We start from the raw sequence: 16,272 nt of genomic DNA on the forward strand, positions 1-16,272 counted from the left end.
GCATTATGAATCAGTTTTTTAAAAATTAATATACTATAACTAATGGGTTTTGGAAGGAGTATGGTATGGCACTATTAAATGATATTCTTACGTTCAATAAAAGCTTTGTAAATGAAAAAAGATATGAACCGTTCATAACAAGTAAATATCCTGATAAACATTTTGTGATTCTAACTTGTATGGATACTCGTCTTGTCGAACTATTACCGAGAGCCATGAATCTTAGAAACGGAGATTGTAAATTGATCAAGAGTGCTGGAGCAACGGTTAATCATCCGTTTGGAGGGATTATGCGAAGCTTACTTGTCGCTATATATGAGCTTCAAGCAGATGAGGTGTTCGTAATCGGTCATTATGATTGTGGCATGAGTTCTATTGATGCAGATAAGCTAATTAGTAAAATAGTCGATCGTGGTATTAAACAAGAAACAATCGATTTATTGAACTATTCTGTAGCAAACCTACATGAATGGTTGTCTGGATTTGAGAATGTTCAAGACAACGTTCGTCATAGTGTTAATATGATTAAAAATCATCCATTAATCTTAGATTCTATCCCTGTTCACGGCTTAATCATTGACCCAAAAACAGGTCATTTAGATGTTATTGTCGATGGAAATATATAATGCAAAAAATAAAAAAGACGATTTTCAGCAAAATTCTTGAAAATCGCTTTTTTCGTTTATTACCGACACATTTCCCGGGAAATTTGCCAACATATTTCTACATTCCGTTAAAAATTTTTCGTAAGCTGCTTCTCCATTTCCGCCATGCGGCCTTTCCCTTTCAATAATCCTCTTCCATTAATGCATATATATAATGGTCTTGCCATTTCCCATTAATATATAAAAGCTTTCGTAATAAGCCCTCTCTTTGAAAACCTGCTTTTTCTAAAACTCGTACAGAACCTATATTTTTCGGTGATACATATGCTTCTAACCTATGAATACATAAATCTTCAAAAGCAAACTTTGAAACGAGTTTAAGTGCTTCTGTGACTATTCCTTGACCTGTATAGACCTCATCCATTGAATACCCAACAAATGCACTAGAAAAAGGTAGTCTCCTGATAGAGTATACTGAAATATGTCCGATGATTTCAGTTGTCCCAGATGCAAAAATACCAAAGCTATATTCACGATTTGCATGCATTTGTCTTACAGATTCTTGGATCTTCTTTAACTGAATTTTTTCAGTGTAGTATTCAGGAGGATGTAATGGTTCATGAATCGACCAATAACGCATATTGCGAGCGACCATATTGGTATATGGTGTTACATCTGCTACCTCTAATGTACGTAAATAACAACGTTGCCCCTCTAAAAATACCATACTAGATAACACCCCTTTGCAATTCTCTATGAAGCTTTTAGTACTTTTATCTACTAATTATGATATTACTGTTATGATTAATTTATAGTAAGCTCTGAAAGTTTTGGAACTTGTAAACCTCTAAGCTTACATTCTTTTTTTATATGTTTTATTGTTTCTTCTAAAACTTGAATACGCGCATACTTTTTATCATTTCCTGCAATTTGAATCCAAGGTGCATTCTTTTTATTAGTCTTGTCCATCATATCATTAGCAGCATCCACATATTGGGACCACTTTTCTCTATTTCGCCAATCTTCATCAGTCAATTTCCACTTTTTATATGGATTTTCTTGGCGCTCTTTGAAACGTTTTAATTGTTCATCGTATGAAACTTGAATCCAGAACTTTAACACGATATATCCATCCATTGTTAGAGATTTTTCGAATTGATTGATTTCTTCATAGGCACGTCCCCATTCGTCCTTATTAGCAAACCCTTCAATACGTTCTACTAATACTCGTCCATACCATGTCCGATCAAAAATACCAATCTGACCGTGTGCAGGAAGGCGTTTCCAAAAACGGCTTAAATAATGATACTTCAGTTCTTCTTCAGTTGGGGCTGCAATTGGATGAACTGTATATCCACGTGGGTCCAAGGCTTTCGTTAAGCGTTTAATTGCGCCACCCTTTCCTGCTGCATCCATTCCTTCAAAACCGATGATTAGTCCAATATTATAGCTAAATAGGAATTGCTGAATAGTCAGCATTTCAAATTGTAATTTTTCAAGCTCTTTTTTGTAAGAAATTTTATCTCCTAAATGTAGCTCTAAATTCATATCTTCAATATGCTTAATCATCATAATCTGCTCCTTATTTCTACCATTATTAATATATTACTGCAAAATTCTCTAAAATGGTATTTGTTGTTGAAGCAAAACGATTGTATACTTAATAGTGTTGACTGATTTTATATAATGGTAATAAGTGTGATAACTGTAAATCTAATTCTAAGGAGGAGATTTTATTGGGCAGACTGTTTGCTATTACTATTGTTTATGTTGCAATGATTGCATTTAACACAGCTGCTAATCTGATTCCACTAAATGGTCACACAACAAGTGAAATCTCCAATAGCTATACTGTCCTTTATAGTCCAGCAAAATATGTTTTTATTATTCGGGTACTTATTTATATTATTTTAGCTTATTGGATATATCTACTATGGAAAAATCGTAGCAATCGATATCAGATTACAATTTCGCAAACAGCTTTCTTTGTTGCAAGTGCGGTATTTAATATGTTATGGATTTACCTTTGGCATTATGAGTATTTTACAGGGTCAATTGTAATAATTGTTTTAATGCTATTATCTTTAATAGGTCTGTACTTTTCTTATCCTTCATGGAATACTTCATGGGGTGGACGAGCTCCTATTTCAATTTATCTAGCTTGGGGAAGTAATGTAACTTTCATGAATATTGCTTTCCTTTTCACTCATAATCATTGGAGCATTCTTAATTTAAGTGATCCATTATGGGCAGTTATTATGCTTACTTTTGGAGCAGCAATAGCATTACATATGAGATTCCACTACGGTGATATACTTTTCCCTATAATTTATATTTGGGCATTTATTGGTATTGCAGTTAAAAATGGCTTTGAAGAATTACTTGTTACAACTGCAGCTCTTTTTTTAAGTGGGGTATTAGTGGTTGGGATCCTCTTCATAAAAAAACAAAAGCTCTCTGAATAAGTACAGAGAGCTTTTTCTTTGGTTCTATTTAGTCAATTTTTGTTGTAATAATTGGTTCGCCGTTTGTTACAATAATTGTATGTTCAAGTTGCGCAACAAGGGATTTGTCTGGTGTGATGAATGTCCAACCGTCTCCTGCTTCCACAATATGTTCAGCTTTTTGTGAGATAAATGGTTCAACTGCTAAAACCATTCCTTCTTTTAGAATGGTACGTTCCCATGCATCAAAGTAATTTAGCACATATTGTGGTTCTTCGTGTAATGAATGACCTACACCATGCCCAGTTAAATTCATGATTACAGATAAGCCATTATCATGTGCTTCACGTTCTACTGCTTTACCGATTTGGTTTAAGCGAGAACCAGCTTTTACTTTTGTCATAGCACGATCAAATGCACTTTGAGCAACGTCACAGATTTTTTGAACTTCTGGTAGGTCTGCATCTCCTACGATAAATGAAATACCTGTATCTGCATAATAGCCATCAACATGTCCAGATACATCAATATTAATCAAATCTCCGGCTTTTAATTTATGATGATTTGGAATACCATGTGCAACTTGTTCGTTTACACTAATACAAGTGTATCCTGGAAAATCATATTCTGCTTTAGGTCCTGAAACAGCACCTTTTTCTTCAAATAGTCGGCCGGCTAAATCATCCAATTCTTTTGTTGTCACACCTGGCTTAGTAGCTGCCTTCATAGCGTTGCGAATTTCAGCCATTGCACGACCAGCTTTCATTAAAGCATCTATTTCTTGTTGCGTTTTTGCAATCATTTCTAACGATCCCTTCTCATTCAATATCTACTCTCTACTATACCACAATTTCTAAAAATTTTCGTTCGTGTGATTATTGTATGTATTTTATAAGGATAATTGCATCATGGAAAATGTTTAAAAACTGTTTAAACTTACTAAAATGATAGAAGTATAGATGAGATGAATCTTTTATGCATATCCATACGTATAAAGTGAAACTTCAATCAGATGGGGATTTCTCCATCCCCATCTGATTGTTAGTTGAACCAATCGGACTTTTACGGGCAGTTATCTCCCACCAATGTTTCACCGAATTTTATAAATACTTGCAATTGAATCTTACTGCCCGTTAAAGCGGGATAAATAGTAATTGGAGGTGTCAAAATTGGATAATAATCGAGTGCTTTCATCCCTTTGCTATTTTAGTATATTTTTTGCTGGGTTCATCCTACCTGTAATCGTCTATTTTGCAGCCAACAATCAAGAAGTAAAGCACCATGCCAAACGCGCTTTTATTTCACATCTTCTTTTACTTATCCCAACCATTATAGGTGTGGTATTATTTATTGCGCTTCTCGCGAGTAGTGCGTTTACCTTTAATGTAAGTTTCGCTAATGAATCATCTAGTGGTGGCGGTACATTCATAATAGTTGCTTGGTTTGTATTTATCATCGTAGAAACCATTTTATCACTCGGTGTTGTGATTTGGAATATTATTCAAGGAGTAAAAATTTTGAGGGTTTAAATTTTCAATTTTGTGGTATTAATTATTGTAGAATATAGAAGAGTTTATAGAACGGAGTGCTTAGAGATGAAATTAGGAAAAATTGTAAAAGCTGCTATTAAAATTGCGCCAATTGTCTATCCAATTATCAAAAAAGTGATTTCTGCAAAAAAGAAGACTCCTGTAAAGAAATAGATTGATGTATCATAATCGCTGAAAGCTGAAGCTGTTCAGCGATTTTTTTGTTTTTTGTAGATTAGACTAACTCAGGCTCCAATTGAATCACTCGCTCAATTTCTCCATAAAAAAACCATCCATTTTATTAGTTGGATGGTTTCTTTCGTTTTTAGAATGCCCAGCTTCCTTTGCGGAAGATTGGTTCTGTTGTCCCGTCTGGCAGGATACCATCAATGTCCATTTCGCCACTGCCAATCATGAAATCCTCATGGGTGATGGATGTGTTGATGCCTTTTTCTTCTAGTTGTTCTTTTGAAAGGGCACTGCCACCTTCATAGCATGTTGGGTATGCTTCACCGATAGCTAGATGGTTTGATGCATTCTCATCGAATAATGTATTGTAGTAAAGGATATTTGAAGCAGAGATTGGCGATTCATGAGGTACTAATGCTACTTCTCCAAGATACTGAGATCCTTCGTCTGCTTTTGTTAATTCTTGTAGTAGTTGTGCCCCTACACCTGCTTCAGTTTTTGTGATTTTGCCGTTTTCGAATGTGATTTTGAATTGATCGATTATATTGCCTTGGAACACAAGTGGTTTTGTGTTTGATACATATCCGTTCACACCATATTTTGAAGGCATTGTGTAGACTTCTTCAGTCGGCATGTTAGCAACAAATGAAGTACCATCTGGTGTATGGCTAGCACCTGTGCACCAAATATGTTTGTCAGGTAATTCGATCGTTAAATCAGTTCCTGGTGCAGTGTAATGTAATTTTGCATAGCGTTTATCATTGAGAAGTTTTGCACGTGCATGTAAGTTTTTCAAATGTTGTTCCCAATTATCAATGACATTTCCTTCACCAATATGCACGGTTTTAAATATTGCTTCCCATAACGCTGGCACTTGTTCTTCTTCTTTTAAATTAGGGAATACTTTCTTTGCCCATTTTTTTGATGGAACAGCAATAATTGACCAGGCAATTTTATCATTCATCACTGCATCACGGTAATTTTCTAGTGCTTTGCCTGATGCTTTTTGTTGTGCTGAAAGTTTTTGTACTGGAACGCCTGTTAAATTATCAGGGTCAGCTGCATCAATCCATAATAAGGCACCTTTACGTTCAATCAGTTCATCGCGTTGTTCACTAATCCAACGAGGAAATTTTGAAAATTCATCATCCGGTGCATAATCATAAAATTCTCGTTCCATCACATCATCTGAGTAATTTACTGTTACACGAGCGCTACCTGCTTCATATGCCTTTTTTACAACTAAGCGTGTAAATTCTACCGTATCGACCGTCGTATTGATTAGCATGGTTTGGCCTTTTTGAATATTTGCCCCAACCTTCACTGCAAGCTCGGCAAATTGTTCTAACTTTTCTTCAAAAGTCATTTACTAGTTACCTCTATTCTTATTATTTTTTCTTTGTATTCTTTGAAAAGTATTTTTTCTTACCAGCGTCTCTGGAAGATGATCCATTCGAATTTCTTTCATTTTGCTTTTTGTATGCTCTTTGGTTCGGATTTCTGTTTGAATTTGATGTTTTTTTAGCCTGTTTTACTTCTGCATGACCTTCCACAAGTTGGCCATTAGTTAATATTTTTTCAACGGGTTTAACGGATAATTCAAGTAAACGTTTGTGGTAGGCTTGTTCTTCATGATATGCAAGTAAAGTCACAACTTCACCATCTGCTCCTGCGCGTCCTGTACGTCCTGAACGGTGGACATATTGTTCTTTTGTGTATGGAACGTCTACATGAATAACATGCGTTAAGCCAGTTATGTCTAAACCTCGCGCTGCGATATCTGTAGCGATTAGAATACGTGCTTCACCTTTTCGGAAACTGTCTAACGCTGCTTTTCGTTCTTCTTTTTTCATCTCAGAATGTAGTGCAACTATTGGTGCATTTCGAAACTCCAGCTTGGATTTTTTCATTAATACTTGATCTAAATTATTGACAAATGCTAGTGCTCGAATATTAGATATATGTGAGAACTTACGTAAAAATTCCGTTTTATCACGTTCTTGTAGCTTTACGTAGCTATGAACAACTTGGCCACCTAATTGTGATTCTTCCAAATTCACTTTGAACCGTACAGGATTGTTGAGCATACGATTTGCTACTAATTCAATTTCTTCTGTAATTGTTGCAGATACAACAGCAACTTGACGATCGTGGTTTGCCCCATCTATAAATGATTTAACAATTACTCGGTAGTCACGACTAAGTAGTTGATCTCCTTCATCTAAAACAATTGTTGTTAACTCATGAAGTTTTAATTTACGTTCATTTACTAGCTCATTTAATCTGCCTGGTGTGCCTACTGCAATGGTTGGCTTTTTCTTTAATTTTTCAATTTGACGTTGTGGATTGGCTCCGCCGATAAGTGGAACGACAGTGATGTTCGTACCTGCAATCCATGTACGAGTTACTTCGACAATTTGCATACATAATTCTTGTGATGGTGCGATAATTAGTGCTTGTGTTGCTTTTTTTGAGCCATCTACTTTTTGTAAGATTGGCAATAAATATGCTAATGTTTTCCCTGTGCCTGTTGGTGATTCGGCTACTACATCTTTTCCTTCTAATAGTGCTGGAACCATTTGATCTTGAATAGGCATTGTAGTTGGAAAACTCCACTTCTTTTGTAAGTCTTCATTTAATAAATTTAAAAATGACATTGTTCCTACACCTTCTCTCTAATTTGTTTGCTTAATCTATTGGAGTTAAATTTTTATTTTCTACTCGTACTCTTCTTATCTTTTTACCCCATTAATTGTATAGAACCATATTAACGAAAACTTGTTCAAAAGTAAAAACCTGTCCTAGTGACTAGGACAGGTCTATTGATGATTAGTCTAATACTTCATAACCACAACTTGTAATTGCGCAGTCCGCTAATGCAATCAATGCATCGATATAAAAATTATCTAATGACAATTCGCGATTTATAACAGATAACTCTGTACAACCTAAGATAATGTAATCACAGCCTGCATTTCTCATAGCTGTTTCAATAGGTTGCCATTGTTCTTTCGTAACCTTCTTGCCTGCTTTTACGTAGTCGTATATTACAGACATTAGAACCTGCTGCATCGCTTCATCAGGAACAACTGGCTCAATACCTTCAGCGATTAATGCCTCCTGATATAAATTGGATTTTAATGTCCCAATTGTAGCAAGTACACCCACACGTCTCGCTTGCATTTGATATGCTCTTTTCGCTGTTTCCCGTATCATATGCAAAACAGGAACTTTCGACCCTTCTTGCAAAACCTCATAAAAGCTATGTGCCGTATTACAAGGGATACAAATGATATCTGCCCCCGCATCGGCAAGCTTATTTGCATCCTCTATCATCACTGGTAGTGGATTCTCCTTTGAATGGTCTAATATATAAGCTGTTCTGTCGGGAATTCTCGTATCGTTATCAATGATAAAATGCATATGTTCCTGGTCACTAAACGCTTTTGTTCGACGGACGATCATTTCACCGAGTAGCATTGTTGCTAACGGTCCAACACCGCCAATGATACCAAGTACTCTCTTTTCCATTTATTCAGACAAACCTTTGTTGTTAAAGTATTTTTTGTATTTACGATAATAGTTCAAGCTATTCAATGTTAGCTTGTACCAACGTTTAAAGTTCATATCCTCTTTGTAGAATAATGAGTTCGTTGCTTTACCTTCTTTTATTAATTTGCGAGCTTTTGCTTTTAGCTCATTATTTTGTGCATATTTGAATAATACGCCGTTCGGTATAATGCTCCACAAATGTTCGTTATTTGCATAAGTACATTCTTGTGGGATGTGTAGCATATAGTCATCTGCAACGTATTGCATTAGGTTATAACCTGCAGCTGTTACATAGTAACTACTACGTCCATTACGCAAGTTAATTTCAAATAGTTTATATTTGCCATCGCGATAGTCATATTTCATATCAAAGTTTGCAATCCCACTGAAACCGATATCTTCTAAGAAATAACGCACTTGGTCTAAAAGATCTTTATCGTATGTAGTTATGATTGCTGCATAACTACCTATTCCTTCTGGTGAGTGTTCTTCAAGAATTGGGTTACCTAAACACATAAGCTTCACTTTACCATCAGTTGCTACATATGCGTTTAATACACGCATATATGAATCGTCACCAGGTATGAATTCTTGAATGATTAAGTGGTCTTTATAAGATGAACTATAAATTGCTTTTAAAATCGCATTTTTTTCATCTTCGTCATGTGCAACGAATACCTTTTTCTTTCCTGGGAATTGACATGCCCAATATGCTACTGAATTTGATGCTTTAATAATAATTGGGTATTCAAATTTCACTTCGAAGTTTTCGTAAGTTTCATATGTGCAAGTATCTGTTTTTGGGTAACTAAAGTTGTATTTCTCACACATTTTGTAGAAGTTTTCTTTTAATAAAATACGGTCCATTAAGGATTCATCAATATATGGAACTGTAAAATATTGTTCAAGCGCTTTTTTGTTTTTGATGATTAGTTTTACATAATCATCACCACAACCCATTAATAATAAGTCTTTATGAGCGTATTCTTTTGCTACTTTTTTTAGTTCTTCAACGAAGTTTTCTTTAATTTTTGGTGCTTGTTTGAAATGTAAGATTCGGCTATTTTGTGTTGCTGTTAAGTGTGATTTGCCGACTACAATTGATTTGATGCCATATGCTTCGTAAAAAGCACGTGCCATTCCATATGCGTTCATGTCTGATCCGATTAATATAGGTAAAAATGGTTGTTCTGCCATTTATTATCATCTCGCTTATTTAGTACTTTTTAATGCCATTAGTGTATCATATTTTAACTTTATAGACGAATAAACTCTAAATTTGTCGTTGAATTTTTGAATCAATAATTAAAAAGTTAAAATTGCTTACAGCGATCGGTGAGTAAGTTTTCTTCTTTGCTCTATTGGAAGCGCTGAAAACAAATTTTATTCTAATTGGAGTTTAGTTTGAAGTGGTATCGGCTTCGCTTTCCTGCGGGAGTCTTCGCTGATTCCACTTTAATAACTTTTGGATACTAATCTCCATCTAATATTGTCAGTCAAAATTTTATTAAAACATACTTGCATTCCACTTTCCCATTGAACTCTATCATCGTCTCTAGGATTTTACTTAGCTATTGCAACTGCTTGTGAGCCTAGTGCTTTGTAGCTGTTGAAGAATTTTGTTGCTTCGTGAGATACGTAACCGTGTAGTGGGTCCATTACGATGACTTTGTTGTCTTCGTATCCTGTTAAGACTACTACGTGTAGGTTGCGATACATTTTAGGCTTTTTATTTGTCCCCTTAATATACCAACCTTCTTTTGTTTTCGGTTTCGATAAATCGAGTGTTACCCACATCATAACAGGTATGCCTTCTCTAACCTTGTTAATGATTTGTTGCTTACTTGAGCCCGTTAAATTGGTTACTTTTAAACTCTTTTTATTATCTATTGCTACTTTTTTTGCTACTTTTGTGATAACAGGAGCAAAGGTGTATGTACCAGTCATTTCGTTTGCAGGGTCTCCTGCATACGCTTTGTTTGGATCTGGCCCCATTCGCTTACCGTCTTTTTCGATTATTTCTTCTGTTGGTAAATAGTCTTTTGAAAGCCGTATTTTAGATAGATTTAATCCGTAATAATTTAATGCAGCAGTCAATGCAGTAATTTCACAGCCATGTGGAAGTTGTGGATTTTGTAAAACAACTGGCACATTTAGTCGTTGATTTTCTTTCTGATAGTATGTTTCAAGCACAACATACGCTGTATCCTCTTTCACCAAAACACTCTTTGCTACACTGTTTGATTCGTTTGTCGTATCAGTTTTTTGGATAGATGTAGGTACAAATAGATATCGATGTCCTGTTTTTAAACCATGAAGAGTTACTTCCCCTTCTACGTCGCCTGTTGCAGTTGTTATTAGTTGATCTGTGTCCATATCCCGAACACTGACTTGCATATCTGGAATCGGTTCTCTACTTCCAAAAGCTACAATTAATACTTTAATTCCTTTATCTTTTCCCTCTTTATTTGCTGAAAGAATACTAGAACAGCCACTTATAATCCACACAAAAAGCAGTATAAAGCAAAAGAGGAGTAAATGCCGAGGCATATTACTTCTCTTAGACATGCTTATAATCCCCTTTTTAACCAATGATAATTAGCCGAAATATTTTTTGTACCATACTAAGAACATGTAAATTGTCCATACTTTACGTTGGTTTTTCGCTTTACCTTCGTAGTGATCTGTTAACAATTTAACAATAGCTTGTTGGTCAAAAAATTGTGCTGCTTCAGGTGATTCGAATGTTGCTTTGATTTGGTTAAAATATTTATCTTCTTTTAACCACAGACGGATAGGTACTGGGAAACCTATTTTTTTACGATGTGCCCATTCATCTGGAAGTGCACGTTGTGAAGCCTGACGGAATGCATATTTTGTATCCTTTTCGTTGACGCGATAGCGAGATGGAACTTTGGATGCCACTTTCATCACTTCACGGTCTAGGAATGGAACGCGTAGTTCAATGGAATGAGCCATACTCATTTTATCTGCTTTTAAATTGATATCATCCACGAGCCATAGATTTAAGTCTAATAATTGTTTCTTTGTTAAATCATCTTCACCAGCTGCTTTTTTATATACCGGCATAACAATATCTGCAACAGTTGGAGCATGGTTATATTTATCTGTAAGAATCGCAGTTGATTCTTCTTCTTCGAATATATGCGCTTGTCCAATAAATGTTTGTTCAACAGGAAGACCTCCACGCATTAAGAAATGCTTACCGCGCATTTCAGGAAGAGCTTTTGCCACTTCTGCAATAGGACGACGGATAAATTGCGGTACTTTTTTATATTTACGCATAGTAGGTGTTTCATCGTATTCAGCATAGCCACCGAATAATTCGTCTGCACCTTCACCAGAAAGAACAACTGTAACATGCTTTCTTGCAAGCTCTGCTAAGAAATATAAAGGAACAATGGATGGGTTAGAGTGCGGTTCGTCCATTATATATTGTATTTCTTCTAATTTATTGAAGCATACTTCTGGATCGAGCACTTCGTTTACATTTTCAATACCAAGTTCTTTTGATAATTCTTTTGCGTTATCAATTTCTGAGAAGTTTTCTGCACTAAATCCTACAGAGAAAGTTTTATCTGGTTTTAAAACAGAAGCTACATAACTTGAGTCAACACCAGATGATAAGAATGAGCCTACTTGAACAGTTGGGTCTGAAAACTTGTGCGCACTAATTGATTCACGAACCGTTGTATCAATTTCTTCAACAATTTGATCAAGTGGACGTTCTTCTGGATTGAATTTTGGTTCCCAATAGCGAGTGATTTCTAATTTACCATCTTCAAATGTTAAGTAGTGAGCTGCTGGTAATTTGAAAACACCTTTAAAGAATGTTTCTTTTAATACTGGGAATTGGAATGTTAAGTATGGTTTTAGTGCTTTTTCGTTAAGTACTTTTTCGAAGTGTGGGTGTGGTAAGAAACTTTTAATTTCTGAACCGAAAAATAATGTACTATTCATGTGTGCATAGTAGAATGGTTTAATACCGAACATATCGCGAGCTGCAAATAAGCGTTTTTTGTTGCGGTCCCAAATAACAAATGCGAACATACCACGTAATTTTTGAACTAATTTCGTGCCGTATTCTTCATAACCATGTATAAGTACTTCACTATCAGTATCAGTTGTGAAAATATGACCTGCTGCAATAAGGTCTTCTCTAATTTCTTTAAAGTTATAAATTTCACCATTGAAGATTAATACTAATGATTTGTCTTCGTTATATAAAGGTTGGCTACCGTTTGCTACATCGATGATACTTAAGCGACGGAATCCAAGTGCTGCTTGACCATCTGTAAATTTCCCTGAAGAGTCTGGTCCGCGGTGAATAATTTGGTTCATCATGTCTTCTAACACAACGTCAGGGTTTGATACTTCACCGATAAATCCTGTAAATCCACACATATAATCGTATTCTCCTATCTAATCTTTTCAATCTATTCATATTAATTCATACGTATTTGAACGCAATATACCTGCATTCGGCATCTTTAGATTATACTCTATTTTTCACGAAAAAGATTGCCACATAGTAGCAATCTGTTAACTTGTATGCTTTTTGTATTCTTTCATCAGAACTTCTAACGGAACTTGATAAAGCTGTTTATCCTTTATTTTAAACACACCTAGTTCCATTAAATGATCGATGACATGATTCTTTTTTCGTTCTTCAACTGTTAGCTTCTCGTTATTCATGTTGTATCCCTTCTTACCTTACTGTTTTATGACATTCTCCCCCAAAATACGAAATCTAAACGAAAGCCTTAAATTTCTCTTTTAATTTAGGTATTCGCTTTATACATTGTCTATAAATTAGAAATCCTATGATGGCTCCTAATGTATTCAACCATAAATCATCTACATCCGTACTTCTATATTGGGGTAGCTGCATTGTCTCGATAAAGAAAGACAAGCATAGTCCAGTAAACGAAACAAAGAAGAACCTTTCCATCCTACGCCAAAGTAGTGGAAGTAAAAATCCAATTGGCATAAAGATTGCAATATTACCAAGAAAGTTAATGAAAAACGGTTGCCATAAGTCTAAATAATGAATGGCATTGTACACGTCTGTAAAAACACGAAATAGATGAAAGTTAATGCCGAGTGCATCTCGATCATGAATTCGCATTTCTGCATATTGAAGGCTTACGCCATTTTTTGGAACTATAGTTTCGTAAAACAAGCCAATTAAATAAACCCAAAACGTCATAATTCCAATTTCATGCCAATGATTTTTTAGGCTGTGGTCACGTTTTTTTCGTGACTTAAAGCGAATATACACGACAAATGGAATTGCAATAATCATCACAATCATCATATCGAGAGTATATTGAAGTATATAAGTCAACTTCGTCACTCATTTCTTACTTTCTACATAACAGGACAAATTATATAACAATAGGTTGCAAAAAAACATTAAATTTAGTTAACAATCTTTTCTTATATAAAATTTCTGTCTATATTCTACGATACCATATTCACTAAAGCTTCGCACAAAGTCTATTGAACTTTTTCTATATTTCTTGTGTTGGAATTTTTTAAGTTTTTTCTAGTTGAAGATTAATTATATAAAATTAAAAATTAATGCCCCTGAATTTTACTGTCCGTAAAATTTCAGGGGCATCTCAGTTTTTAAAGAGGTTTAGTCCCAACCTCTATTTATGACATAATATCAAAACTAAAACAGCGCAAAACTATGGTTTGGCTAGTTGATTTAAATAGCCTCTATTTAAAAATAGTTTCCTTTATTAAGAAACTTCTTCACTCTTCAGAAGAGCATTTTGCAACGAAATAATTTCTTTTTGTATGCTTGGGTAGTCTTCTATTTCAGGTACATTTTTGAGGACTGTAGACTGTTCTTCAGCTGTAGCTTTAGCCATTGTTTCAAAAACCAATAGCAACTGTGCAAGTGTTTTATCTGAAAGAACTGGGCGATTAGTGTCTTTGGAACAATTCTCAATTAAATATCCTAATTGTTCAATATAAAATATAATTGGCCAATAATAATCCAATTTGTTTTGGTTAACTGGTATCTCCCCTGAAGCTGTGTTGTAGAGTGTTTTTAAATTATTTAAATTGATTTGCATTTTAATTCTTTCTCTACTTTTAGCTAGATTAAAAAATCCCCTTTGCTCTGAGAAAAGGGTGTGTAAAAACTGCGCTTGACTTCGTAATGTTTTAGAAACTAAATGGGGAAGACGACTTGAAGCAGATCGCCTACCTATCACTAATACTCCTATAAGGCCAATAGCAGTTCCTACAAGGATATCGATTAATCTGGTGGAAGCGAAATAAGCAAATTCGGCCCCGCCAATACTTGTACTTTCAGCCATGAGTAATGCGTTAGGAGTAAAAAATAACGCCGCTAGTCCATAATTTTTTACAATAAAAAGTTCTGTAATAAACGTAAAAAGGAGAATAAGAAAAGCAATCATGTATCCTGTAGGATGAGTTGTAAGAATCAGACTTGCAATCAGAATGCCAAATATTGTCCCAATTGCCCTTTGAATAGCACGATGGTAGGTAGCCACAATAGTAGCACCTGACATTACTGCTGCACAGGATAAAGGAACCCAAAAAGAACGATTGAAATTAAATTGATAGGCAATAATTGATGCAATGGCAAGTACCACACCGTATCGTATAGCAGTAATAAAAACTATGGAGTTTTTATCAAATGCCCCTAAAAAGACGTCCTTAAGGGATGGTCTTGAAATTCGGATTAGTTGATTAATCTTGGAACTTGGTTCAAGCCTAATGGCGTCAGCATCGTAAATTCTTTCGAATAACTGAGCAATGGAAGGATTCATATGATCTGGTTGGATAATTGCTTTAGGAAGAGTTTTCTTTTTATTATCTATTGAATGGGCTAGCTCTCGAAATGATTCTCCTAATTCTACGGGCATTGATGAACTTGTATCTGAAAAATTCTCGAGTATATACAAAAATATTTTGTCTGCTTGATTCTTTAATACATACAATCGATTAAATGTTTCTGTAAATCTCCATGGTATATATCCTGCTACAAGTGTTTCTTCAGCTTGTTTTAAGGACGTAACCACTCTATTTCTAGTAGAATTAAATTTCTCTGTACCGACTGAATCGATAAATGAAGCAAGTTCTAAATATAACCTTTTTACTACGACTGTTTCCGGTCCATGCTGGTTAGCTATCCAACCAATCATAGCAATCACCCATGCGAGTAATCCACCAAGAAAAACGAGGCCGCTACGAAGCGGTGCAAGATCCGGATTAACGGGCATCCCTGTTGTCATCGCAAAAACTAAAACAAAGAATATCGCAGATGGGCCCGGAATTTTTAAAGTACCAAAAATAAATATAGCTGCGAATCCAATTATCCCCATTAATATAGAAGTTGCCAAAGGATATGGGGCAGCAATTGTCCCTAAGTAAGAGACCAAAGTTAGTCCAAGTACAACAAAGAATATTTTCTTAGCTCTTTGTGCGTAAGGTATATTAAACACATATAGAAAGGCCATTCCACCCATTCCAGCCACTAACCCATTTTGCAAATTTCCTAGTAATAACCCAATAATGACAGGCAGGGCTGCAGATAGTCCTGCGCAAAAAGCCTTTACCCATGGAAATGGTTTTTTATTAACGGTTAAGGCTTGTTTTATAATGGATGGGCGTTTTGAAATTGATTTTTTTACTTTACTGATTTTCAGCACTTTGAATATTCCTTCCTAAAAATTACTTTGCAAAGAGTAACTATTAACTATTTAATACTTAATGATAAACGTATTAAACATTTTAATATAGCATGTTATTTTATCATAGTGTTATACATCTATAATAAAATTCACGATTTATTCATAGTCGTATAAAAAAGGCCATAATTTGCAATACTGAACAGCTTCCTTTATTTTCTTCCTCAATGAAACATTTTTAAAACATAAAAAAAGAACCTTC

The 16,272-nt window shown here is 35.0% G+C and carries 15 protein-coding genes; 3 read left to right on the forward strand and 12 right to left on the reverse strand.

Annotated features, from left to right (window positions below; all coding sequences use genetic code 11):
* Positions 1–65 precede the first annotated feature (65 nt).
* On the forward strand, positions 66–626 hold the full coding sequence (locus tag ACWV26_RS16855) for a beta-class carbonic anhydrase (protein ID WP_455895844.1): 561 nt from the start codon (positions 66–68) through the stop codon (positions 624–626).
* Positions 627–786: 160 nt separating this feature from the next.
* On the opposite strand, the gene ACWV26_RS16860 is transcribed toward ACWV26_RS16855, so the two are convergent.
* Positions 787–1,332, reverse strand: a complete 546-nt coding sequence (locus ACWV26_RS16860; RefSeq protein ID WP_455895845.1) for a GNAT family N-acetyltransferase — start codon at positions 1,330–1,332, stop codon at positions 787–789.
* Positions 1,333–1,409: 77 nt separating this feature from the next.
* On the reverse strand, positions 1,410–2,174 hold the full coding sequence (locus ACWV26_RS16865) for a polyphosphate kinase 2 family protein (protein ID WP_455898281.1): 765 nt from the start codon (positions 2,172–2,174) through the stop codon (positions 1,410–1,412).
* A gap of 167 nt (positions 2,175–2,341) precedes the next feature.
* Between ACWV26_RS16865 and ACWV26_RS16870 the strand changes: the two genes are divergently transcribed.
* Positions 2,342–3,070, forward strand: a complete 729-nt coding sequence (locus tag ACWV26_RS16870) for a tryptophan-rich sensory protein (RefSeq protein ID WP_455895846.1) — start codon at positions 2,342–2,344, stop codon at positions 3,068–3,070.
* Between the two features lie 28 nt (positions 3,071–3,098).
* On the opposite strand, the gene map is transcribed toward ACWV26_RS16870, so the two are convergent.
* On the reverse strand, positions 3,099–3,851 hold the full coding sequence (gene map, locus ACWV26_RS16875) for a type I methionyl aminopeptidase (RefSeq protein ID WP_455898282.1): 753 nt from the start codon (positions 3,849–3,851) through the stop codon (positions 3,099–3,101).
* Between the two features lie 358 nt (positions 3,852–4,209).
* Between map and ACWV26_RS16880 the strand changes: the two genes are divergently transcribed.
* Complete coding sequence (locus ACWV26_RS16880; protein ID WP_455898283.1) at positions 4,210–4,578, forward strand: DUF4870 domain-containing protein; 369 nt, start codon at positions 4,210–4,212, stop codon at positions 4,576–4,578.
* Between the two features lie 325 nt (positions 4,579–4,903).
* Here the strand turns inward: ACWV26_RS16880 and ACWV26_RS16885 are convergent, their stop codons facing one another.
* The 9 genes from ACWV26_RS16885 to ACWV26_RS16925 all read right to left on the reverse strand — a co-directional run bounded on the left by ACWV26_RS16885 (position 4,904) and on the right by ACWV26_RS16925 (position 16,031).
* The gene (locus ACWV26_RS16885; protein ID WP_455895847.1) at positions 4,904–6,133 is read right to left on the reverse strand and encodes an aminopeptidase; all 1,230 of its coding nucleotides are present in this window, start codon (positions 6,131–6,133) and stop codon (positions 4,904–4,906) included.
* Between the two features lie 22 nt (positions 6,134–6,155).
* Entirely contained in the window at positions 6,156–7,424 is a 1,269-nt protein-coding gene (locus ACWV26_RS16890) for a DEAD/DEAH box helicase (RefSeq protein ID WP_455895848.1), read from the reverse strand.
* A 172-nt stretch (positions 7,425–7,596) separates the two neighbouring features.
* Positions 7,597–8,298, reverse strand: a complete 702-nt coding sequence (gene cuyB / locus ACWV26_RS16895; RefSeq protein WP_455895849.1) for a cysteate racemase — start codon at positions 8,296–8,298, stop codon at positions 7,597–7,599.
* A complete protein-coding gene (locus ACWV26_RS16900; protein WP_455895850.1) occupies positions 8,299–9,516 on the reverse strand; it encodes a carboxylate--amine ligase in 1,218 nt (405 codons plus the stop codon).
* 366 nt (positions 9,517–9,882) lie between these two features.
* Complete coding sequence (locus tag ACWV26_RS16905) at positions 9,883–10,887, reverse strand: C39 family peptidase (protein WP_455895851.1); 1,005 nt, start codon at positions 10,885–10,887, stop codon at positions 9,883–9,885.
* A 30-nt stretch (positions 10,888–10,917) separates the two neighbouring features.
* The gene (gene asnB, locus ACWV26_RS16910) at positions 10,918–12,744 is read right to left on the reverse strand and encodes an asparagine synthase (glutamine-hydrolyzing) (RefSeq protein WP_455895852.1); all 1,827 of its coding nucleotides are present in this window, start codon (positions 12,742–12,744) and stop codon (positions 10,918–10,920) included.
* Between the two features lie 138 nt (positions 12,745–12,882).
* Positions 12,883–13,035, reverse strand: coding sequence for a Fur-regulated basic protein FbpA (locus ACWV26_RS16915; protein ID WP_455895853.1), 153 nt, complete (start codon positions 13,033–13,035; stop codon positions 12,883–12,885).
* A 55-nt stretch (positions 13,036–13,090) separates the two neighbouring features.
* On the reverse strand, positions 13,091–13,687 hold the full coding sequence (locus ACWV26_RS16920) for a VanZ family protein (RefSeq protein ID WP_455895854.1): 597 nt from the start codon (positions 13,685–13,687) through the stop codon (positions 13,091–13,093).
* A gap of 400 nt (positions 13,688–14,087) precedes the next feature.
* Entirely contained in the window at positions 14,088–16,031 is a 1,944-nt protein-coding gene (locus ACWV26_RS16925; RefSeq protein WP_455895855.1) for an FUSC family protein, read from the reverse strand.
* Between the last annotated feature and the right edge of the window lie 241 nt (positions 16,032–16,272).

The organism is Rummeliibacillus sp. JY-2-4R (assembly GCF_053847205.1).

What these genes read in the sequence shown, in the direction of transcription:
- ACWV26_RS16855 (WP_455895844.1), top strand. Translation starts at nt 66, where the DNA reads ATGGCACTATTAAATGATATTCTTACGTTCAATAAAAGCTTTGTAAAT.
- ACWV26_RS16915 (WP_455895853.1), bottom strand. Translation starts at nt 13,035, where the DNA reads ATGAATAACGAGAAGCTAACAGTTGAAGAACGAAAAAAGAATCATGTC.
- ACWV26_RS16885 (WP_455895847.1), bottom strand. Translation starts at nt 6,133, where the DNA reads ATGACTTTTGAAGAAAAGTTAGAACAATTTGCCGAGCTTGCAGTGAAG.
- ACWV26_RS16860 (WP_455895845.1), bottom strand. Translation starts at nt 1,332, where the DNA reads ATGGTATTTTTAGAGGGGCAACGTTGTTATTTACGTACATTAGAGGTA.
- ACWV26_RS16890 (WP_455895848.1), bottom strand. Translation starts at nt 7,424, where the DNA reads ATGTCATTTTTAAATTTATTAAATGAAGACTTACAAAAGAAGTGGAGT.
- ACWV26_RS16905 (WP_455895851.1), bottom strand. Translation starts at nt 10,887, where the DNA reads ATGTCTAAGAGAAGTAATATGCCTCGGCATTTACTCCTCTTTTGCTTT.
- map (WP_455898282.1), bottom strand. Translation starts at nt 3,851, where the DNA reads ATGATTGCAAAAACGCAACAAGAAATAGATGCTTTAATGAAAGCTGGT.
- ACWV26_RS16865 (WP_455898281.1), bottom strand. Translation starts at nt 2,174, where the DNA reads ATGATTAAGCATATTGAAGATATGAATTTAGAGCTACATTTAGGAGAT.
- asnB (WP_455895852.1), bottom strand. Translation starts at nt 12,744, where the DNA reads ATGTGTGGATTTACAGGATTTATCGGTGAAGTATCAAACCCTGACGTT.
- cuyB (WP_455895849.1), bottom strand. Translation starts at nt 8,298, where the DNA reads ATGGAAAAGAGAGTACTTGGTATCATTGGCGGTGTTGGACCGTTAGCA.
- ACWV26_RS16900 (WP_455895850.1), bottom strand. Translation starts at nt 9,516, where the DNA reads ATGGCAGAACAACCATTTTTACCTATATTAATCGGATCAGACATGAAC.